This is a genomic window from Paenibacillus sp. J23TS9 (assembly GCF_018403225.1).
GTDB lineage: Bacteria > Bacillota > Bacilli > Paenibacillales > Paenibacillaceae > Paenibacillus_AQ.
The window spans coordinates 1-21258 of the sequence record NZ_BOSG01000005.1 but is presented as its reverse complement, the minus strand read 5'-3'; the positions used below and the strand labels follow the sequence as shown (position 1 = coordinate 21258).

Below are 21258 nucleotides of genomic sequence, written 5' to 3'. Positions count from 1 at the left end.
TAATGAATTGCATTACTTCGTCCAATCCGGATTTTGCTTAATCAGGTTCTCCGAAGATTTCTTCGATTGCTCGATTACCCTGCCTGTGAACTTCTCCAGGGAATCCGATCCCGTCAAATATGTCTGGAGCGAAGCCAGGAATACATTCGAATAGGATTTGTCGAGACGGGAATTATAGCCCTGCATATTGGCAATATCCATATCCTCGTGGAATACTTCATGACCTGGCGGTGGCGATGCCCCCACGATATTCGGTTCGCCGTCGGACTCGAGATCTACCTTGCTGACGTTCTCCGGCTTGCTGAGGAACATCAGGAAATCCATGATAACCGGAATTTTCTCAGGATCCTCTTTGGCCAGATACCCTGGTACCAGCCACTGCAATGCACCCCATGCGCCATAAATCTTGGTCTGTTTTCCAGTTGCAAGTGACGCATCCTGTGGTGTTATGACCGGGAAATTAAAAGCCCCGAATTCAAATGGAACCTTTGCCTGCTTCAGCTGCCCGTTCGTCCAGCTGCCGCCGAAGATCATGGCCACCTTGCTCTGTGCAAACATCTGCAGCGAATCCGTCGCGCTCGTAAAACCTTTGTTCCAGTACTGAGACCAATCCTTCACCAGCTCCCACTGCTGGGACAGCTGCTCTTGATTGGGATATTTCCCTCCCTGAACCGCGAGCGCAATCTCGTTAACCTCCAGATTATTATTATTATTGCGGTCCATGTCTGCAATTTTCCCCATATAAAACTGGCTGCTCATTAATGAATCAATCCAGTGTAAATGGCAGCAATCGCCTTTGCCTTCAACGGCAAAAGGTGTAATGCCTGCTGCCTTGATTTTGGCTTGTGCATCCATAAACTCAGACCAGGTTTTCGGAATGCCGAGTCCGAGATCATTGAATATTTTCTTGTTGTAGTAAATCGCTACTCCGACGCCATCTGCCGGAACAACATACAGCGCCCCGTCGGGAGCTCTGACCGAATCCAGAATGCCTGGCACGAACATATCCTTCCAAGGCGTATTATTCTGATATGGATTCGGTTTTTGCAGCCAGTCATCCATTTTCAGGAACCACCCCTTCTGATAATGGAGCCATGTATCATCGTAGTTATCCCAGAACACATCCGGTGCATCCTTGGACAGCATTCGGGCCTGCATCCAGGCACTGCGGTCCTGATTACCCACGTCGACGAATTCGATTTTGACGTTGGGCTTCAGCTTTTCATATTCGGCCACAATCTCCGTAAGCGCTTTAATCTCACGCGGATCGGTTGCCGTCGCTTTTCTGGGCAGATTGTTCTGCGGATCGATTTTAATAACCCACTGCTTTTCCGCCGGCTTCTCCTGGCCCTTATTTTCCCCGGCGGTTTGTTGTTGCCCGCCGCCTCCGCCCGAGCACGCGTTCAGCAGCAGGATGATGGATGTGAAGAAGGCGATCATAAAGCCATATTTACGTTTGAACATGTGCATGAACTCCTTTCTTGGTATGAAGCTGCATCATTCTTATCCCGAAGTATAGGGGCTTCTGCATGGAAACGACATATCTGTGCTTTACCTGACTAGGCTGGAATTGACTATTTATGTTTTAGATCAATATACTTACTTCGCCAGCATGGATTCGCGATATTCCGTCGGTGTGACACCAACCATTCTTTTGAACAGTTGGCTGTAATGAGCCGGATCCTTGAATCCGACTTGATAAGCAGCCTCATAGGCTTTCATGCCGCTCTGCTTCAGCAGTGCCTTGGACGCTTCGATTCTGTGTTCCCACAGCAGGTCACGGAAGTTGCGCCCGGTTTCTTTTTTGATGAGGCGGCTGAGATAGGAATGGTTCATATGCAAATGCTGCGCAAGCGATGTCAGCGTAATCTCACCCTGATAATGGTCCTCGAGGTAATCGGTTACCCCTTTCAGCACTCTGGCCGCAGCATGATATTCTCCGGTCCGGCATTGCAGCGCGGCTTGTGTCAGCAGGCTTTCCAGATAGGCCATCAGATCCTTGAGCGTGTCATAGGACAAGAGGCTTTTATGGACATCCCCAAGCCCCTCTTTCCCCTTGGCAGGCATATACTCTTCCATGATGCTGCTCGCTTCGTTCACGAGCATCGTGGCATATCGCTGCACCTGTGCTTTATTCAGTCCCTTACTGAGCATTTCTCTGTATATAGACCGCAGAAAATCCTTAACGGCCGCGGTATCGCTCTGGCGAATGATCACGGAAAGCTCCCGCATCCTTGCAGCTTCGACCTCCATCTGCTGCCGCTCCAGAATCGTGATCACATCGCGTGATACAACGGAGCCTTTGCCGAGCAGCATCCGGTAATCCAGGCATTCCCGGATTTCTTCCCTCGCATGCCCTAGTTCTATAGGAGAGGTGAGGCAGTCGCTGATCCCCATGGAAACCGTATGACCAAATGACCCCTCAGCTGCAGTAACGATCTCCCTTGCCATCCGGATACCGGCATTTTTAAACTCATCTGCGGATATCTCATGTGCGATGAGAAGCACCCCAATCCCTTTGGGCTCAAGGTATGTCCAGTAAGGAAAAGGATGATATTTCAACATGCAGCACACCATTTCCCGAAGGGCCAGCATAGAGACAGGCTTTCCGGTATGATGCAGCAGTTCGATATTGTCCACCTCGACCGACATTAGGAGCAGCTCTCTCCCGCATAATTCGGCGTAAGCAGGATCAGCGGGATCCGGGCGTTCACCTGCAAAAAGTGCCTGTAGGCACTTTTCCTGGCGCAACCTCATGTCCTCGTTCAAATGCCGAACCCCCTGCTTTAACAAGTCCACCGCAAGAATCACTTCCTCAGTTTGCACGGGCTTCGTAATAAAATCGGCCACGCCCAGCTTAATTGCATGCCGGGCATACTCGAAATCGCCAAATGCCGTGACGAAAATGACAAAGATCGAAGGGTACATCATACGTACCTTTTCGGCAAGTTCCAGTCCGTCCATCACGGGCATCCGGATATCCGTGATGATAAGATCCGGCCTAGTGAGCGAAATACTCTCCAGAGCTTCCCTGCCGTTGCAGGCTGCCGCAACGATCTCACATCCCATCCCGCTCCAGACAGGAAGCTGAGCCAGACTATCCCGGATTACCGCTTCATCATCTACAATCATGATTCGCATGCTATCTCCTCCTCCATAAACTGCATGGGAATGGTGACTCTAACAATGGTCCCCGTGCCTGCATCTGTTTTTTTGATTGCGAGTCCATACGTTTCGCCATACAGTAATTGAATCCGCTGGTTGACCGTTGCCAGTCCCGTACCCAAACCTTCGGAGCGGTAGCTGTCGTCACTTTTGTAACCGGGTCCGTTATCTTCCACCTCAAGCACGAGATCGTATTGATATTCGTATGCCCGAATGCTAATCCATCCCGGGCGGTCCGTTTGCTGGATACCGTGAATCACGGCATTTTCAATAATAGGCTGAAGCAGCAGCTTGGGAACATGAATCATCAGCAGTTCCTCTGCAATTTCAGTTTCCCACTGGATTTTGTCCTGGTAGCGCTGCTGATGCAGCTGGAGGTAGTAAACGGCAAAGGTAATCTCTGTCTCAAGCGGAACATAATCCAGACCCGGTGTGATCGAAAAACGCAGAATTTTAGACAAAAGCCGGACGGTCTTCGGAACGGAGTCGGAACCTGATTCTTTAGCCATAATGGAGATGGACTCCAGGGTGTTGTATAGAAAATGGGGATTGATATAAGCTTTGATGGCGGACAGCTCCGCTTCCTTTTTGACCAGTTCTACTTTGTATACTTTTTCAATCAGGTTCTTGATCTGGGTAATGAGACTGTTGTAGCTGCGGCATATTTGAGCGATTTCATCGGTGGTATGGATACCTGAAATGGTCTCGAAAATTTGCCTTTCCGCCTTGCGCATCAGCCGGTTCAGCCGCAGCAAGGGACTCGTGATATGTCTCAGAATACCAATGGTAAGCACCAGCACCCCCAGCCAGGTGATCGCAGTGATCAATACGGCGTAGTATGCGAGCTCTCGGATTTCCTTGCCGAACGCGTTTTTGGGCATGTGGCTGATGTAGTTATATGAAGAGTAAATCGAAGTACGCTTGTTGATGATGCTTTGTCCTGCTCCAAGCGATTTGTAGAGGGTGTTAATCTGTGCCTCGTCTGTAGAAGCCAGGATAAGTCCATTCAGGTTCGTAATAAAAAATGCCCCCTGCTTGTAGGAGGCCAGTGCCTCAGACATCCCTTTCGTGCTCAATGTGACAGCCAGCAATCCGTATTTGATACCGCTTCGTTGATCATATATTTCCATAGCCGATATCATGCGTCCATGGTCAATAAAAGGTGCCCATATCATATGACCTGGAGTTAGATGAGCTATTCCGGCCAGCGCATTGTCCGACTCCAATCCAGATGCATTCGTGCTGGTGTACATATCACCGCTATTGTTGAAAATATAAATGGAATCGATCAGTCCGTACGCCTCCTTTTCCCGGTCGAGCAAGGATCTGACCTCCGATTGGTATACCCTTTGATCCAGTTCGCTTAAAGGATAAAGTGTGCTGTCATTGCTGTTCCGGAGCAGCGCTTCCACTTCACGCTGGATCGATATATTTTTAGCCTTCTGATCGATGCTGTTCAGCATTTCGTCCAGCTTGTCGGATGTCTCCACAATGTTTTGTTTGCTGGATTCACGGATTTTTGTTTCGATAATTTGCATGGAACGGTAATAAAACAGCCCTGTCACCAGGGCCAACGGAATAACGGTCAGAAGCGAGTAAATAATGAGCATCTTGTAAAAAAGCTTCGAGTTGATATGATTCCACAGCCTTAGCATGATAAGGATCCGCCTTCCTTGGTTCTGGTGCCCTGTCTCCTACAATTGATATTGCCTTCTCAGCCGATATTGTCCAGGCGTCATGCCGATGCGTTCGCGGAACAGTCTTCCGAAAAAACTCACGTTGGGTATACCCACACGCTCAGCAATTTCCTGGATCGGGAACGTCGTTTGTTCAAGCAGGACTACTGCATGGTTGATCCGCAAATGATGCACATACTGAAGCGGCGTCATCCCCGTATATTTTTTCATGCAGCGCGTAATATGGTCGAATTGAAAATGCAGAGCCTCCTCCATCTTTTGGGAGTGAAAGGCTTCCATCCAGTGCTTCTGCAGATAACCTACCGTTTCCCGGGCAAGCGCGGACGAACGTGATCCCGGTCTCGCTTTTGCCTCGGATTGGAGTGTTTCCAGCAGCTCGCAGAACAGGGACTGAAGTTGAAGGGAATGCTCCACCGACAACTGCATATGCAGCTGATCCATACGGTCTAAAACAGGCTGCAGCAGGCTAAAGGGAACAGTCCCGTGCTTGGGAAGATACATCGTCTGATCCGATGGCCGGGTATCGCTGTCTCTGCCCTGTGGAAGTACCGCAGACCATGGGATGCCTTCGGTATTCAGTGTTCTTAGCGCAGCCGGATGCTTGAAATGTACCCAATACACCTCCGTCTCTTCTGTACAAGGCGCTGTGCCGGAATGTGTTCTACCGGGTTCAAGCACAAGTAATTGTCCTGCCTGCACCGTATACTCTGCTTGATCCTCCTGCATGTACATAGCGCCTTTCTTCACGAAAATCACATCATATACATCAAATGACCGACTAAAATGGCAATTTCCCGGCATCCATACCGCATGACCCACGGTCAGTAGTGACGGCAGCGGCGGAATCGCAAGCTCCAGGCATTTCATGAACAGCCCCTCCCTTCTTCGTATCGATATTGTTTTAATGAATACTCCATTTTAGTTATATATTAGCATCCTGCAAGGCACAGGTCATGAATCAAAAGTCGATATTGTACTATTTAAAGTCGCTATTTCATGTAGTCCCCCATCTTTTTTTCCGTTACCTTATGGAGGTAACAACTTCGAAAACCAGGGAGGGTATTAAACGATGCGTTTTCGCCAGGTTCATCTCGACTTTCACACCTCGGAGGCCATTGACCATATCGGCAGCCGCTTTGAAAAAGATCAATTTCAACGGATGCTGAAGCTAGGACATGTGGACTCCATCACCATTTTTTCCAAATGCCATCATGGCTGGGCCTATCATCCGTCCAAGGCTAACCTGATGCATCCGGGACTTTCCTTCGATCTTCTTGGTGCCATGATCGAAGCCGCCCATGAAATAGGGGTTAAAACTCCCGTGTATTTGTCTGCAGGGTTAGATGAGCAGCTGGCGGTCCGTCATCCCGAATGGTGCATCCGTCCGCGTTACGCGGATGGCGGGGATCTGTTCAGACCCGGATATCACCAGCTGTGCATGAACACGCCTTATCTCGGTATACTGCTGTCCCAAATAGCTGAGGTTGTACAAAACTATGACGCGGATGGTATTTTTCTCGATATCGTAGGTGTGAGGGAATGCTACTGCGCAAGCTGTATAGCTTCTGCCCGGGCAAAAGGAATAGACCCGCGGGACATTCACGCCATGCGTCCATTGTGGGAGGAAACCTACGCCAACTATACCAATCAAGTCTCTGAAACGGTGAATACCCTTAAGCCCGGTCTGCCCATTTTTCATAATGGCGGCCATATCCGGCGCGGACGCCGTGATTTAGCACGCATGAACACCCATCTGGAGCTGGAGTCGCTGCCCACAGGAGGCTGGGGATACGACCACTTCCCGCTATCGGCAAGGTATGCACAGCCGCTCGGCATGCCTTTTCTAGGAATGACCGGAAAATTCCATACCACCTGGGGGGAGTTCGGCGGCTACAAGCATCCGAATGCCCTCCGCTATGAAACAGCCCTCAGCCTTGCGCATGGCGCAGCTTGTTCCATCGGTGACCAGCTGCATCCGCTCGGACAGATGGATGAAGCGACATACCGTCTGATTGGTAGAGCCTATGCGGAAGTGGAGGCGAAGGAAGAATGGTGCAAGAATGTGGTTCATGTAGCTGATGTTGCCCTTCTTTCTGTTGAGGCTGCCGGCTCCCATACCGCTGATGGAGGCCATGACAGCTTTACCGGCCAATCCGATGCTGGCGCTGTACGGATGCTCGTCGAAGGAAATATCCTGTTTGATGTCATCGATCTCGAAAGTGATTTCGATTCGTACCAGGTGATCATTCTGCCCGACTATGTGCGGATCAATGAGCCGCTTCAATCCAAACTTCATAGCTTTCTCGATCAGGGTGGGCGGCTGCTCGTGACAGGGGAATCCGGTTTGCAGGCGGAGGGCGATACTTTTGCTCTCGATCTTGGGGTAAAGCATATCGGGATCAATCCATACCAGCCCGACTACTACCGTCCTCTGCAGCCCCTTGATCATCTGGGGGAGGCTGCTTTTATTTTCTATTCAACAGGTCAAAAGGTAGAACTGACCGAAAGCGGGACCGAGCTCGGCAAAAGAGAAAACCCTTATTTTAACCGGGATGCCCTTACCTTCTGTTCCCATCAGCATACGCCCGACAGCGGGGATTATGGGGGACCGGGAATGGTAGAAAGCGCCAATGGCATATACATCGCCTGGAATGTATTTGAAGATTACGCAACCAAAGGGAGCCTGGCGCTGAAAGAAACCGTATTATTCGCGCTGAGCCGCCTCCTGCCGCAGCCTTCCATGCGCACTGCCCTGCAAGCCCAAGGCTCGGCAACACTGCAGAAGCAAACGGACAAATCCCGCTATGTGCAGCATACCTTGTACGCATCACCGGTAAAAAGAGGAGACGGCATTGAAATCATCGAAGATATTTTGCCTGTGTACAACATTGCCATGGATCTGAGGATTCCGGAAAAAGTACAGCAGGTTTATCTGGCTCCGCAGATGACGCCGCTGGATTTCACGCAAAAAGGGGATCGGGTGATGTACACCATACCTGAGCTAGAATGCCATCAGATGGTCGTGCTGGCGTATGAGGAGGAATCGTAAAGCTGGCCTAGTGGAAAAAAGTGCATAAACAGCATCGCAATACGCTTTTATAGCGACGAAATCCAAAAAAGGCAGGCCCCACCTTCGGGCCTGCCTTTTTTTGCGTCTTCAACCATCGCTACACCTTGCAGATGCGGGCAGCTCGGCATAATACGGCTTAACCTTGGTATAGCTGGCTTTCTTCTTTGCTTCGTGCATGGGAGAGACAACCTCTACGGCCGCCTTACCTTTTCAACATCTTCATCAGCAGATCGGATGAAGGCATTCCGTACGGATTCTCATCCGCTTCCTCGATGATCAAGGCGTTCACGATGCAGAAATACCAATGAAGCAGCTCTTGAGGGTCGCCTTCGGCTAGCTCCCCCGCTTCCTGTCCTTGCTTAAACAAAGGAATCAGCGGCGCGATCATGGCGTCCGCCGAATGCTCCTTCAAAATATCCGCGGCGTCCTTTGGAATGGCATCAAGGCTGCGGACGGCACGGAGAACGAGCATAAAAGCAAGTTTGTTCTCGCTGAGCATATTCTCCGTCAGCGCCTTAATCTGCTCATAAGGCGTACCCGGCAGACTCGGCACATTCCCCGTCTCTCTCTGCCCTTCCTCCATCAGTTCCCGGACGATGCTGGTAAACAGCTCATCCTTGGACGTAAAATATCGGTATATCAGTCCCTCGCTCACACCAGCTTCCGCCGCGATCATACTGGTCTTCGTTCCTGTAAAGCCGCTGCGGGCAAAAAGCTTCAACGCGGCCTGCTGGATCTGACTTTTCCTCTCATCCCGGATTTGGGCAAGCTGTTCCTTATTTAATGGCGACATTAGTTTCCGGACTCCCATCTCTCGAAAAATTACTTATCCTTATTGTACCATGATGTTCCGGCTGGGTTCACCGTACTTGCTTCGCCTCAGCATCCATAGCCAGGGGGAGGACTTGTTTCTGCAGTACACCGAGAAACTGTTCCGGCCGGGCAAAGCACGCCAAATGGCCTGCCTGATGGATGAGCACGAACTCTTTATGAGGGGCATCCATGCGGTCGAGGTACTTTTGGGCCGTTGCCGTTGGCGTAATAAAATCCGAATCCCCTTGAAGAATGAACACAGGCAGCTCGAAGCGGTATCCGATCTTGTCAAAATCAAAATGAACCATTTCTTCATGAAGCCCTTCGGCGGAAAATTTCATCCCTTTAAACAGATCCGTCATATCTCTCAGCGTATGTTCCGGCGATGACAGCATCGAAGGCATGATCAAATCCGTGATCATGTTGGGAACACCGCGGATCGCCTTCACCATAAGACGATTACGTCTATCCACATCCTTGCTGTTCCAGGCGAATGGATCGGTCCCCATTCGCTGAAGCAGCGCTGCCCCCTCCTTGTTGCCAGTCGTTCGAAAAGCTTCCAGCAGAAGTTGATGGCCAACATGATCGGGATCTGGAGCGTTCTGATCCGTCCCTACATAAGCATGGTATAAATCCGGGCGCCTCTTGGCCATCAAGATGCCGGTAAGACTGCCCACCGAGCTGCCCACCAGAATAAGCTTCTTCTGCTGGAGCCTGCTGCAGAGATACTCGGATAACTCGATCCCGTCCTTCACCAACCGATCGAAGGTCAACAATCCGCTTTCTTGTTTGCCGTTGCGCCGAAAGGTCTTTCCCGCTCCCCGCTGGTCCCACTGCACGATCGTAAATTCCTTCTCCCAAGAACGCAGCAGCGGACTGAAGATGGAATATACCGATCCCGGTCCTCCATGAATGAACAGCAGCACCGGATTGCGCCGGTTTTCTCCCCGAATGGTCACCCATTGTTCGATCCCGCCAATACGCACAAAGCCGGATTCGGCGATGCCTTCGGATGTTGTTAAGCGAAGCAGCTGCGCGTTCTTACGTTGGTTTCTTTTACGCATTACGATCTGAACTAAAGCATTGTTCATTTCAATTCCCCGTTTCCGTTTTTATAATGAGTGAGTTACTCACTCATTAATTATTATAAAGATAATGGAATCTCGGATCCGTTGTCAACGGGTAATTTACATTTTTTTTCGTTTACGAAACGCAAAAAGCGGCCAACGCCTTCTGGCATTGACCGCTTTTTGTTAACTTTTCTTGATTTTAAGGCTTCGTTGGCAAATGGTTCGCTTCCCGTATGAGGGAGAAATATTGGTCAGCAAGCACCGGCTGGTATTCCGGTCCGAGCGAATCCGTCAGCTTCACCACATCGGTCGGCGTCATGTTCCAGGCGAGCAGCCCGAGGGATACGAACAGAGGGGAATTGCCGTCCCACTTTGCTTTGGCGTCCGTCAGAATCTTTTGTCCATCCTTTACGGTACTAATGCCCTGAATTGTCGAAACCGGCAGGTTCCCTTTCAGGATATCCACGCCAAAATGATCTTCCCAGCTCAGGAACAGCCCGTTTGGACGGTAGTTGTCCTCGTACGCTTTGATGACCGAATCGCTGAACGGGACGTTTTGGTTCGCGATGCGGTTCAGCACGTAAGGTACGGTCATGCCGGTCTTTTTCAGGTACGAGGAAGTCTTCTTCAAAAACGCAGGCAGCGTCTTCTCCGGCCAGGCGTTCGGGTAGAAGTATCCGCCGCCGGAAGGTCCGGCGATCAGCTGGTCATTCGCGGTTGCCGTGCTTCTGTAATAGTTCAGCATCGCCGGTGCCCCGTCGTACAGCAGCGGACTGGACGTCCAGTTGATCGGCACTTTGCCGCGGTTCGGGTCATCCCACAAATTGCGCAGCCAATGCTGGTTGTACTGGAAGTTGTCGCCCTCGCTGAAGGTGTACGTCACATAAATTTTGTTCTCGAGCTTCGGCGTCTTGATCTTATCCGACGGCAGCGGCCCCTGCCCTTGGTTATCCGTACCTGAAAATACCGTCAGATTGCTGAACCAGTCAGCAGCAAGTACGTAGACGCTGTGGTTCGATAAAAGCTCAACCCCGTTGAATTCGCCTTCGGTATCGTTGCTGAACCAGCCGAGATATGGCGTGCCTGCAGGAACATCGGACAGGATCTTATCAAACAATGCCTTTTGCTCAGGCGTATTGGAGCCCAGCCAGAACACCATTGCTTTGTTGGCGACCGCATAGTCGCGGAGGTAGCCGTACGGCTCTTTCTGTTCCGAAGAAGGCGGAGCTTCGTTGCCCGCGTACACCTTAAATTGGTTCCACATGTCGACCGAAGCGGTCAACGACTTCGTGCCTGCAGGTACTGTAAACCCGTATACGAAGTACCGCCCGTTATCCGCGAACCGGTGTCCTCCGCTGCCGCTGGAGAGCTGCGATTCTTGGGCGTCGTAGAGGAAAGGCTTCTCGTCGTCGGTTCCGGGAACGAACCGGGCAATCGTCTGGCCATCCGCCTTCACGGTCACTTCATGAACGGCCGCGCCCCATCCATCCTGCTGGAACGCATCCTCAAAGCGGAGGTATACCGCATTCGTACCTAGGAAAGACGTCAGATCCATGTCGTAGGTCTGGCGGTTCTTCGCATCCCTCTCCTGCGTCTTCTCCTCGGCTACCACCTTGAACGACTGCGGAAGTCCCGGAGGCAGCTTCACCGACGTATCCGGGCTGAGCCCGATCAGCATCCGGTGCGTTGTTTGCTTCCACAAATTCTCGTACTGCCAGGTGTAGGCATCCATCTTATCCTTAAACTTGCCCTGCAAATCATCGAGTACTTTCAGGTTGTAAGGAGCCGACGTCAGCCTGGCGCTGAGCTCCGGGCTGGCTACCACCGCATCCTTGAGTCCGGCTAGGGTTGTCGCCACGTTGATGCTGTCCGGAACCTTCGGGTCGTAGACAATGATTCCCTTAACTTCCTTCTTGAATTCGTCCACCAGTTCCCAAGGATCGTTATGCACCGTATAAGGTACCCTGAGATCATTCAGCCAGGTCATCTTGCCTTCTTCCTGGTTTTCAAGCAGATAAACTCGGGGCTGTTTCCTGTTGACAATGCCTTGCAGGGTTGCAAGCATAATCTTAACGTCGCCGGGGGCGTCATAAACGTCCGCTACGTTCAGACGCTTCACCTTCGCAAAGGTTGGGAGCGCTTGCGATTCCGGCCACTTGATGCCGCTGATGCTGCCGGGTGAGGATGAGGAACTTGGCGCCGGCTCGGCGGATGCGCCCATGGAGATGGAAAGCGCGCAGACCGCAGTGAGACAAACCGTGGTAAACTTACGAAGCATAAACAATACACCTCAACTTTACGATGATTTGGTTGGCAGATAAAAGAAACACCTTTCCTCCCGGCCCGAATCCGAAATCTCCCGCATGCTGAACGCCGAATGGATCGAAGATCTCCTCTACACCTAATATATATAATCTATATTTAATATATATAATATGATTTTACAATATATTGGATAAAAATAGCCCTGTCGGTCCATTCGCTTAGTGCTTTGTTCGGAATGGTCCTGCCAAATATCGACAAATTACACCATGTCTTCCGGGCTATATTCTGAAGCAGAGTCAGGTCCATGGGAAACAGCCGCCTGGCTCCAAAGAGCCGGCGGCTGTTTTTGCTTTCATATTCCTGCGCCTTCGTCAACGCGTTTTATTTCCGCCCGAAATCGGCCTTGATTTCTCCCCATTTTTCGGTATTCCATTTGAGGATTTTGTTCTCGTATTTATTGTCCTGCAGCCACTGCACCGCACGGTCGGTAAGCTCCCAAATCTTGCGTGTGGACTCGTTTCTCGCGAGCGTCGTTGCTGGCTTCTTGTTTCTGATCCAGGCGAGAGCGGTTCTCGAATCCGTATAGATCGTCTTCGTGCTGCCCTGCTGTTTCAAATATGCCAAGCCATGTACAATCGCAATGAATTCTCCGAGATTGTTCGTGCCGTTCTCTACCGGCCCCACATAAAACAGAATCTCTCCCGTTTGCGTATCCACGCCTTTGTACTCCACAGGTCCGGGATTGCCGCGGGTACCGACATCTACGGAGATGCTGTCATAAATGATCTCTTCCTGATCCGCGGCAGACGACCGGCTGCCGGCAGATTTGCCGCTGTTGGCCTTTCCTTTCGATGATGAGGAGGATTTGCTGCCCTGGCCCCAGTTCCCTTTCCAGCCGCCTTTAAAGGCCGCCTCGGCTTCTGCGCGGGATTCATAGGATTTATATTTTGCATCCGTATAGCCGTTCACCTGTGCTTGGCATTCCGCCCACGTTGTGTAGATTCCCGGCTTCTTCCCTTCCCATACCACGTAAAATTTGGATTTAGCCATATGTAGAACTCCTTAAGTGAAAATATGCTGATAATCTTTTTGCAAGAATGAATGGATCATTTCGCCCTTAGTATCTTCTCACAAAAAAACACCTGCCGCAAACAGGTGCTTTTGCCAAAAACCATTTTCCAATCTCTCAGGCTCCGCCCATACCTTCTTTCTCAAAAGCAGCAATGACTTCGCGGACCTCCTCCGGAATCGGAGTGCTTTTTCCGCTTGCCGTATCGATCAGTACGATGGCTCCTCGTCCTGCTGCCTTTAGCGTATCTTCCACCACTACGGCATATTCCACATCCAGGGACGATCTTCCGATCGATGCCACCCGTACATGAAGGTTCACCTTGTCACTACGATACATTTGCGCCAGGTACTGGCATTCCAAATCCGCGACCACGGCTACCTTTTCACTGCCAAACATCGAATCGAACAAACCCAGATTTTCAAAATATTCGATGCGTCCCTGCTCAAAATACATAAAATAGCTCACATTATTCACATGTCCCAGCATATCCGTCTCACAATAACGCACTTTGATCGGAATGGAAAAATGGAACTTTTTCAACCAGCTTTCAGGGTTCGGCTGAATGAAGCTTTCCTTGCGCATGTCTGCTTCCCCTCTCGAGAAAAATGTACTCAATGCTGCCTTGATTGTTTATTACTCTTCTTATTGTAAAATCTGAACGATGCCTTTCTCAAGACCTTCGGCAATTTTCTCCTGATAGCTTGGCTGGTTCAGCTTCAAATCCTCCTGTGGGTTGGACAAAAAGCCCACCTCCGCCAGCACCACCGGAACCTTGGACCAATTAAATCCGGTCAGGTCCTTGCGTTCGACAATCCCGCGGTTTTTCATTCCCGCTGTGCCCACCAGTGTCTTCTGAATGCTCTCACCATATTTCCTGCTGGTTGCGGCGATCGGCTTGGCATACCCGACAGACGCCGGTACCAGCATCGTTGATCCATGAACCTCCTGGTTCGTTGCCGAGTCCGCATGAATACGGATGACCAGATCCGCATGGTGACTGTTGCCGATTTCCGCCCGCTCCTGGTTGCCGGGATTCTCGGAATCTTTGGTTTTCGTCATCACGACAGTGATTCCTTGGCTCTCCAGCCTTTTCTTTAGTTTCAATGCAATCGCCATATTAATCTTATATTCCGGGGTTTTGCTGCGGACACCCACAGCACCGCCCGGATCCTTGATTTTCATCGTCTTGCTGCCAGGAGATACACTCTCCTTACCTTTGTTGCCTTTCTCAGAATGACCCGGATCAATGACAACCACCTTCCCTTTCAAAGCAGGCTTATCCGTGGAAGCCGCGCTCGCAGCCATAGGAACCGAAGTTACCATGAGCACCGTCATAAGCAGGTATGCCAACCATTTTTTCATTTTTCTCATCATCCTTTTATTCTGAATGAACCTACCCAAGGCCGATGTACGCACGCCTTAAGTATTAGCCGGTTTCTTTTTTGCTTCCCATGCTTTGATCAGACGATAATTGGAAATTTCCACGTCATTCAGCACGCTGTCGCTGCCATCATAGCCCGGATTGGCCGTATACCAGCTCTTGCTCTCGAAATACTGGGCAAACTGCTTTCTCTTAAACGAATATCCATGTCTGGCGAAAATCTCGTTTCTGGCAATCGCCAGCTCGCCCAGCGACAAATTCCGAAGATCCTCGTCGGTCAAATAACGGCTTGCACTGTCCGCGAAAAGGAAGCTATCATCACCAGCGTATGAATAATCCCGGTACATACTATAATCAATCGCATAATCCGGAAGATAAGAGACCATGCCTTCTCCCATATACTGTTCATCATGAATGCTCAGCTTGAGATCATGAAAGCTTTGGTCTGTTGCCGGATCGCTCATGCGCACAGACAGCTTGAACTGTTCTTCCTGCTGCGTATAGATAGACTGATAGGCTTTGAAGAGCTCGCTTATACTGTCAATGCGTATGAATTTGCCTCTTGTATCCTCACAAATACGGATCAATGGATTCAAGTCCACTTCATTGCCCAGGGCCACGATATAAATAGGAATACCCAGCTTTTTCGATAATTCCGTAATTTCCTCCGGTGAGGTATAACTGCTGTTATCCATGCCGTCCGTGAAAGCAATGATCATTTTGGCGCCTTCCTGCTTGCTGGTGCGGATCAGAGCCGTGCTGAGCGCATCATAAATAGCCGTCTGGTTATCCACCTGAAGCCCACGTATGGCATTTTTCAGCAGCTGCTTGTCGCTGGTAAAATCCTGATCCACAAAAATATTCGTATCAAAAGAGATGAGTCCTACCCGGCTCCGCTCATTGACCGGAATATGATCCAAAAAGTCGGTTGCCGCCTCTTGCGTACGCTCAATGTTCTCACCTTCCATACTGCCGCTGACATCAATCAGCAGATTCATGGAGAAGGGCTCGCTGCCGCCGCTCATATAACGAAGCGAGCTATTCTGCAGCGATACCGGCTTGCCGTTATCCGTTATAGTTAAGCCTTTGTTCTCCAGCTTCGTGATCTTGCTGCCTTTTTCATCTGTCGCAGAAAGATAAAGATCCAAGAGCGGATAACGGGATGTGTCCACCTGATTGATCCGAAGCTGCACTTTTTGAGCCGGAACCGCAGGTACCGTCTCCTGCTCTGTTCCGGTATCAGCCACGTTTGTCGCTGTCACTGCGGCTGCGCCTTCCGGCGTCGCAGCAGGCTGTGCCGCGGCCAACGGGTCTTTTACTGGTTCTTGCTTGTCGTTCATTAACAGAAAAACAATGATGATGGCCATACCTAGTATGACGCAGGAGCCGGCACCAATGCCGATGCCGATCCACACCCCCCTTTTCTTGGATGGCGCCGGTTTTTCAAAAGCCTTGGTCATCGCTGTACCACACACTCCACAGAATTTCACATGGTCAGCCACGGTGGATTTACATTTTGGACATTGCAACGTTGTTTAGCTCCTTTTGCTATAATCGTTTAAAATTGCTATGTAATTTTGCTTTTGCTGAATTTATGGCTAAGAATCCCATACCTCCTGACAATCGATGAAATGAATACATGAATTAGGTATACAATACCATATTTTAGGCTGCCGGAGACGATAAAAATGCGGGAACCGCCCCCTCTCATGTGTGACTGATACTTCTATTATGGGAAATCGCTCAATCCCGAAACCCTGCGTATTTTAGAATTTAATCTGCAATATTACATGTTCTTCCTTGTAAAACTATGCTTGAAGCCTATATGTCTGTTGTGTTATACCATTAAAAAAGGTTTCGATACCGTAACCGGCAGGAAAAGAGGAATAACGCATGATCATTGATGTGGAACATATTACATGGAAAAGCGGGCAGCACACCCTCATGAAGGACGTCAGCTGGCAGGTACAGCAAGGGGAACACTGGGCCTTGCTCGGCCTGAACGGTTCCGGAAAAACGACGCTGTTGAACATCGTCAACGGCTATATCTGGCCCTCGGAAGGCTCCGTCAAGGTCCTTGGCCATTTGTTTGGCGAAGTGGATCTGCGTGAACTGCGTAAATCGATCGGCTGGGTAAGCAATTCGTTCCAGGAACGCCTGTATGCCTCGGACCGCACGCAGCATATCGTGATCAGCGGCAAGCATGCCACCATTGGCCTCTACGATAAGACCAGCGACGAAGATTATGAACTCGCCCGTGAGCTGATGACCACGCTCAGTTGTGATCACTTGTGGGATCGTGAATACCGGACCTGCTCGCAAGGGGAAAAGCAGAAGCTTCTCATCGCACGCGCCTTGATGGCCAATCCCCGCATTCTGATATTGGATGAGCCCTGTAATGGACTCGATATTTTTTCGAGAGAGCGTCTGCTGGAGAGTATTGCGGAGCTGGTACGCAAGCCGGACGCACCGACCCTGATTTATGTGACCCATCATACGGAGGAAATTTTGCCTGTATTCAGCCATGTGCTGCTGATGAGAAATGGTGAGGCCGTAGATAGCGGTAAAACCGAGGATATTCTGACGGCAGAGAACCTGAGCGGATTTTTTGAAGCGTCTGTAGACGTGGACCGGCATGGGGATCGCTTTTATGTACGCGTAGCTGAATAGTTCCCCCTTGTCACTACAAGAGAATAAAGTCCCATTTCCCCTTCAACTTAAGGATGATTTTTCCGATATTACAATAGCAGGAATAAATCACACAAAAAGGGGACTCACAGTCAAACATGTTCAAAAAATCAATTGCTCTTGTACTGCTTGCATTTATCTGTCTTATTCCATCAACGTTTGCGGCCGCGCCTGCCAAAAACATGGTCATTATGGATGCCAAAAGCAATCACTCCTTTGCACCCGTTCGCTTTTTAAACGGTTTCGATGCCAATCAAGTACAATGGGATGAAGCATCCAAACAAATTCAAATAACGCACGGCAATGTACATATCACCATGACCCTCGGGCAAAAGACAGCGAGCGTCAACGATCGCTCCATCTCCCTTCAGGATGCACCCTTCAAGGACAATGGGTCTGTTTATGTGCCTCTTCAAATCATAAGCAAGGAGCTTGGCTACCAGCTGGAGTGGCTTAAAGAGAGCAATGCCGTCAAAATTTCTTCAGGCAGCTCCTCTTCCATGCTCCCTGTTGTAACGCGTACCGCTGGCCAATCGCTTTCCAAGCCGGTTGTCAGTGAAAAAAAGACCATTAAAGCGAGCGGCAGATCGTTTAGCGTGCAGATGGTGACTGTATCACTCATGCATCCCCAGGTTCAAATGGACGTGGTGCTTGCCGGAAATACGCCCGGAAATGTCGAAGACCTGAGCAGCATCGCCAAACGAAGCGGAGCAACCGTAGCTATTAACGGCACCTTTTTTAATGCTTATACATCAGGCAGCTACAAGGCTCCATACGGGTATATCTTGAGCAAGGGTGACATCAAAATGTCGAGCCCTGGCGATCAGCGGGCCATATTCACCTATGATGAGAACCAGCTTGTCAGCCTGATCGCAGGCTCTGATTTCAAGGACAAATTCGGCCAAGGACTCATTGAAGGCGGACTGCAGGCGGGACCGCGGCTATTGGTCGATGGTAAAGTATCGCTGAATGTGAAACAGGAAGGATTTAAAGACCCGAAGATTCTGACAGGCGGCGGTGCACGCAGCGCCCTTGGCATTACCAAGGACCATAAGCTGATCCTATTGACCACAGGCGGCGCGACCATTCCGCAGATGGCAGAGATCATGCGCCAGGCTGGAGCCTATCAGGCAATGAATCTGGACGGGGGAGCATCGAGCGGATTATATTTTAACGGCAAATACTTAACAACCCCGGGACGCAAAATCAGTAATGCAATCGTGATTAAAGTGCAGTAATTTTCTGAATGAACTGGAATACACAAAAAAGGCTGAGCCTGAAGTCATCATCGATGCTTCGGGCCAGCCTTTTTGTGGTTAGCACACTCTACTTTTAGTTGTTTCCGTTAAGTCCTTTTTTCACCCAATCTGCTACGGTTACTGTGCGTTTCGCCTGATGAACAACTGCCGCCTGCACATCCTCAACCATTTTGCCGTCCTGACCAACGGTCACGGAAGTGCCGTAAGGGTTGCCGCCTGCTGCAAAGATGGATGGGTCTGTGAAGCCTGGTGTTGCTACGATGGCTCCCCAGTGGTACATGGTTGTGTACAGAGAGAGAATGGTAGCTTCCTGACCGCCATGAGGATTCTGCGCAGAGGACATAGCGCTGACAACCTTGTTCGCCAATTTCCCTTGGAACCAAAGTCCGCCGGTAAGATCGAGGAACTGTTTCATTTGAACCGGCATGTTGCCGAAACGGGTAGGAATACTGAAAATAATTGCATCTGCCCATTCCAAATCAGCAAGTGTAGCTTCCGGAACGTCTTTGGTTGCTTCATGGTTGGCTTTCCAAGCCGGGTTGGAATCAATCGCAGCCTGTGGAGCCGTTTCAGCCACTTTCAGAACCTTCACTTCAGAGCCAGCTTGTTTAGCACCCTCTGCCGCCCATTGCGCAAGCTGATAGTTTGTACCGCCGGAGCTATAGTAGATAACTGCTGTTTTTACGTTAGACATCTTGAATTTCCCCTTTACCAATTGAGTTTATGTTGAACATGAGTTTATCCTATTTTGCCATGCTTACCCTTGAAATATACTTTGTTAACAATATGGAACAACCAGAATACTCTACATACTCTTGTTGCATATTATTTCTTAACATTATATATTTCGATTTAAAGGTATCTACCCAAAAAAATATTAATCTTTAAATAGAATATCTCTAACACGAGATAATGATATCACTCTGTTTTCTTGTTGTCAACAGCTGAACTATACCATGCTGCCATTTACGGAAGTATTATTGATTAAATTAAAAAGGCTGCACAAGTGAATAGCTTGCCAGCCTCTTCATAACCTTATGGTGTATTTTCAATGATTAACGTGTCATCCACTTGCCATTCGTGAAATCGGGAATTGCGACCGGATGTCCTCCCAGGGCAATCGATTCTTCTGATAATGCAGAGATACACATCCAGGCAGCCATGTCGTATACATCAAGCGGGGTCTGGGTCCCTTGTTTCACACTTTCAAAAAAGTCAGAGAATACAAGCCAGTCCATCCCGTCATGGCCGCCTTTGACACCTTCCTCGATATATTTTTTCCATAATGGATGATCATACTGCTCTCTGAACTGCTCTACATTGCCCCATTGCTCTTTCCAGCTCATATGAAAATCATCATGTGTACCTTCCAGATAGATAGAATGGTTGTCCTCCATATACATCCCCTTGGTACCGTGAACGGTGAATCCCCGGGAATAATAACGCGGCAGCGTGGTATCCAGTGTGATCGTGATCGTCTCTCCGTGAGCGCATTTGATAATGGTTGTGACAATATCGCCCTGCATAAATTCGGTTTGCGCCAGTTCGGTATCTTCCCCTTTTTCCTTGCGGATATAGGCTTGCATGCCCTTCGCCTTGGAAGCCATCGATACCAATGACACCATACGGTTGCCATGATTAATATCCAGAATGCGTGCAATCGGGCCAATCTCATGCGTTGGATAGTTTTCGCAGTTCCGGTGAATGTAATTGTTCAAGCGGTAGTGCCTGTTTTCTTTTCCAAAAGCAATCTCGTCTCTCAAATCATGCTGATAGCCGCCCGCACAATGCACTATCTCTCCAAGCGCACCCTGCTTCACCATGTTCAGTACCATCATTTCATCGCGTCCGTAACAGCAGTTCTCCATAATCATACACGGTACACGGGTACGTTCGTAGGCCTCTACAAGCTTCCAGCACTCTTGGATTGAGTAGGCCCCACCCACCTCGGAGGCGGCATATATACCTGCTTCCATCGCAGCAATGGCTATCTCCGTATGGTCTGCCCAGGAGGCACTGATGACGACGGCATCAATATTCCCCATGGCCATGACTTCCCGGTAATCCTGAGTCACCAAAGGACGGGATATGCCGGTTTCTGCAACACTGTCAGCCGCCTGATCGCAGCGATCCTGATACAAGTCGCATACAGCAGCTACCTCCACATCTTCCATATGCAAAATAATGCCCTTTAACAGTCCCATTCCGCGTGCGCCCAGACCAATCATGCCAACTCTGATTTTGTTCTTCATCGTAACCTCCCAGGAAATGATTTCTTTTATTCTGATGTTGACCTTTTAGGGCAAATAAGTCAATATTCAAATCTTTACCTGAGTATCGCAATTTTGATATCTTTATAGATGGCATATTATTTATTTGATTTCAATTGGGCCTATGGGATTATACCAATACAGATTTCTCCAAGAAAGGTCCGGCATACTGGCTTTTACGATGTGATTGTATATCAGTTATCTGCAAAATGGTTAGTAAAGCAAAAGCAGTTCGTAAAAATTGTTGATAGAAAAAGCCGCCTACCGTATATCCTACGTAGGCGACTTTTAGGGTTAGCATATGCGAAAGAAACCCCTGAGAGCTCCTTAGAAGCGCTCAGGGGTTTCTGTTTATCTGTGAAGCGGGTGATGGGACGGTCTACCGCTCAAATAAAAAAACGCCTTTCGGCGTTATGTTTTATGTATGGAGCGGGTGATGGGAATACTCAACATTTTGATTCAAATGCGAGCTTCCAGCTCGCGGTATAGAGGAAATGTTGACGCGCGT

16 protein-coding genes are annotated in these 21258 nt (G+C 49.6%); 3 read left to right on the top strand and 13 right to left on the bottom strand.

Features of this window, described 5'->3' with window-relative positions; translation table 11 throughout:
* Positions 1 to 12 precede the first annotated feature (12 nt).
* From KJS65_RS24110 to KJS65_RS24095, 4 genes are all read right to left on the bottom strand, one after another.
* Positions 13 to 1464: an ABC transporter substrate-binding protein gene (locus tag KJS65_RS24110; protein ID WP_213652400.1), complete on the bottom strand. Its 1452-nt coding sequence runs from the start codon at positions 1462 to 1464 to the stop codon at positions 13 to 15.
* 135 nt (positions 1465 to 1599) lie between these two features.
* Positions 1600 to 3141 (bottom strand): response regulator transcription factor, encoded by a 1542-nt coding sequence (locus tag KJS65_RS24105; protein WP_213652399.1) that lies wholly within the window; start codon positions 3139 to 3141, stop codon positions 1600 to 1602.
* Positions 3129 to 4820: a sensor histidine kinase gene (locus KJS65_RS24100; RefSeq protein WP_213652398.1), complete on the bottom strand. Its 1692-nt coding sequence runs from the start codon at positions 4818 to 4820 to the stop codon at positions 3129 to 3131. Before KJS65_RS24100 ends, KJS65_RS24105 begins: the two co-directional genes overlap by 13 nt.
* A 39-nt stretch (positions 4821 to 4859) precedes the next feature.
* Positions 4860 to 5729: an AraC family transcriptional regulator gene (locus tag KJS65_RS24095; RefSeq protein WP_213652397.1), complete on the bottom strand. Its 870-nt coding sequence runs from the start codon at positions 5727 to 5729 to the stop codon at positions 4860 to 4862.
* A 202-nt stretch (positions 5730 to 5931) separates the two neighbouring features.
* Here KJS65_RS24095 and KJS65_RS24090 point away from each other — a divergent pair, with 202 nt between their 5' ends.
* Positions 5932 to 7911: a beta-galactosidase trimerization domain-containing protein gene (locus KJS65_RS24090; RefSeq protein ID WP_213652396.1), complete on the top strand. Its 1980-nt coding sequence runs from the start codon at positions 5932 to 5934 to the stop codon at positions 7909 to 7911.
* Positions 7912 to 8134: 223 nt separating this feature from the next.
* On the opposite strand, the gene KJS65_RS24085 is transcribed toward KJS65_RS24090, so the two are convergent.
* From KJS65_RS24085 to KJS65_RS24055, 7 genes are all read right to left on the bottom strand, one after another.
* Positions 8135 to 8725, bottom strand: a complete 591-nt coding sequence (locus tag KJS65_RS24085; RefSeq protein WP_213652395.1) for a TetR/AcrR family transcriptional regulator — start codon at positions 8723 to 8725, stop codon at positions 8135 to 8137.
* Between the two features lie 67 nt (positions 8726 to 8792).
* Complete coding sequence (locus KJS65_RS24080; RefSeq protein WP_244864777.1) at positions 8793 to 9836, bottom strand: alpha/beta fold hydrolase; 1044 nt, start codon at positions 9834 to 9836, stop codon at positions 8793 to 8795.
* A gap of 178 nt (positions 9837 to 10014) precedes the next feature.
* Entirely contained in the window at positions 10015 to 12093 is a 2079-nt protein-coding gene (locus tag KJS65_RS24075) for a GxGYxYP domain-containing protein (RefSeq protein WP_213652394.1), read from the bottom strand.
* Between the two features lie 368 nt (positions 12094 to 12461).
* A complete protein-coding gene (gene rnhA / locus KJS65_RS24070; RefSeq protein ID WP_213652393.1) occupies positions 12462 to 13130 on the bottom strand; it encodes a ribonuclease H in 669 nt (222 codons plus the stop codon).
* 136 nt (positions 13131 to 13266) lie between these two features.
* Positions 13267 to 13734: an acyl-CoA thioesterase gene (locus tag KJS65_RS24065; RefSeq protein WP_213652392.1), complete on the bottom strand. Its 468-nt coding sequence runs from the start codon at positions 13732 to 13734 to the stop codon at positions 13267 to 13269.
* A gap of 60 nt (positions 13735 to 13794) precedes the next feature.
* Positions 13795 to 14514 carry an N-acetylmuramoyl-L-alanine amidase family protein gene (locus tag KJS65_RS24060; RefSeq protein WP_213652391.1) on the bottom strand — a complete coding sequence of 240 codons (720 nt, stop codon included), beginning with the start codon at positions 14512 to 14514 and terminating at the stop codon, positions 13795 to 13797.
* A gap of 57 nt (positions 14515 to 14571) precedes the next feature.
* A complete protein-coding gene (locus KJS65_RS24055; RefSeq protein WP_213652390.1) occupies positions 14572 to 16062 on the bottom strand; it encodes a YARHG domain-containing protein in 1491 nt (496 codons plus the stop codon).
* A 364-nt stretch (positions 16063 to 16426) separates the two neighbouring features.
* Between KJS65_RS24055 and KJS65_RS24050 the strand changes: the two genes are divergently transcribed.
* Together KJS65_RS24050 and KJS65_RS24045 are read left to right on the top strand one after the other, a co-directional pair.
* On the top strand, positions 16427 to 17203 hold the full coding sequence (locus tag KJS65_RS24050; protein WP_213652389.1) for an ABC transporter ATP-binding protein: 777 nt from the start codon (positions 16427 to 16429) through the stop codon (positions 17201 to 17203).
* Between the two features lie 116 nt (positions 17204 to 17319).
* The gene (locus tag KJS65_RS24045; RefSeq protein ID WP_213652388.1) at positions 17320 to 18459 is read left to right on the top strand and encodes a phosphodiester glycosidase family protein; all 1140 of its coding nucleotides are present in this window, start codon (positions 17320 to 17322) and stop codon (positions 18457 to 18459) included.
* 94 nt (positions 18460 to 18553) lie between these two features.
* On the opposite strand, the gene wrbA is transcribed toward KJS65_RS24045, so the two are convergent.
* Complete coding sequence (wrbA, locus tag KJS65_RS24040; protein WP_213652387.1) at positions 18554 to 19174, bottom strand: NAD(P)H:quinone oxidoreductase; 621 nt, start codon at positions 19172 to 19174, stop codon at positions 18554 to 18556.
* A 361-nt stretch (positions 19175 to 19535) separates the two neighbouring features.
* A complete protein-coding gene (locus KJS65_RS24035) occupies positions 19536 to 20732 on the bottom strand; it encodes a Gfo/Idh/MocA family protein (protein ID WP_213652386.1) in 1197 nt (398 codons plus the stop codon).
* Positions 20733 to 21258 lie beyond the last annotated feature (526 nt).

What these genes read in the sequence shown, in the direction of transcription:
- KJS65_RS24110 (WP_213652400.1), bottom strand. Translation starts at nt 1,464, where the DNA reads ATGTTCAAACGTAAATATGGCTTTATGATCGCCTTCTTCACATCCATC.
- KJS65_RS24105 (WP_213652399.1), bottom strand. Translation starts at nt 3,141, where the DNA reads ATGCGAATCATGATTGTAGATGATGAAGCGGTAATCCGGGATAGTCTG.
- KJS65_RS24100 (WP_213652398.1), bottom strand. Translation starts at nt 4,820, where the DNA reads ATGCTAAGGCTGTGGAATCATATCAACTCGAAGCTTTTTTACAAGATG.
- KJS65_RS24095 (WP_213652397.1), bottom strand. Translation starts at nt 5,729, where the DNA reads ATGAAATGCCTGGAGCTTGCGATTCCGCCGCTGCCGTCACTACTGACC.
- KJS65_RS24090 (WP_213652396.1), top strand. Translation starts at nt 5,932, where the DNA reads ATGCGTTTTCGCCAGGTTCATCTCGACTTTCACACCTCGGAGGCCATT.
- KJS65_RS24085 (WP_213652395.1), bottom strand. Translation starts at nt 8,725, where the DNA reads ATGTCGCCATTAAATAAGGAACAGCTTGCCCAAATCCGGGATGAGAGG.
- KJS65_RS24080 (WP_244864777.1), bottom strand. Translation starts at nt 9,836, where the DNA reads ATGAACAATGCTTTAGTTCAGATCGTAATGCGTAAAAGAAACCAACGT.
- KJS65_RS24075 (WP_213652394.1), bottom strand. Translation starts at nt 12,093, where the DNA reads ATGCTTCGTAAGTTTACCACGGTTTGTCTCACTGCGGTCTGCGCGCTT.
- rnhA (WP_213652393.1), bottom strand. Translation starts at nt 13,130, where the DNA reads ATGGCTAAATCCAAATTTTACGTGGTATGGGAAGGGAAGAAGCCGGGA.
- KJS65_RS24065 (WP_213652392.1), bottom strand. Translation starts at nt 13,734, where the DNA reads ATGCGCAAGGAAAGCTTCATTCAGCCGAACCCTGAAAGCTGGTTGAAA.
- KJS65_RS24060 (WP_213652391.1), bottom strand. Translation starts at nt 14,514, where the DNA reads ATGAAAAAATGGTTGGCATACCTGCTTATGACGGTGCTCATGGTAACT.
- KJS65_RS24050 (WP_213652389.1), top strand. Translation starts at nt 16,427, where the DNA reads ATGATCATTGATGTGGAACATATTACATGGAAAAGCGGGCAGCACACC.
- KJS65_RS24045 (WP_213652388.1), top strand. Translation starts at nt 17,320, where the DNA reads ATGTTCAAAAAATCAATTGCTCTTGTACTGCTTGCATTTATCTGTCTT.
- wrbA (WP_213652387.1), bottom strand. Translation starts at nt 19,174, where the DNA reads ATGTCTAACGTAAAAACAGCAGTTATCTACTATAGCTCCGGCGGTACA.
- KJS65_RS24035 (WP_213652386.1), bottom strand. Translation starts at nt 20,732, where the DNA reads ATGAAGAACAAAATCAGAGTTGGCATGATTGGTCTGGGCGCACGCGGA.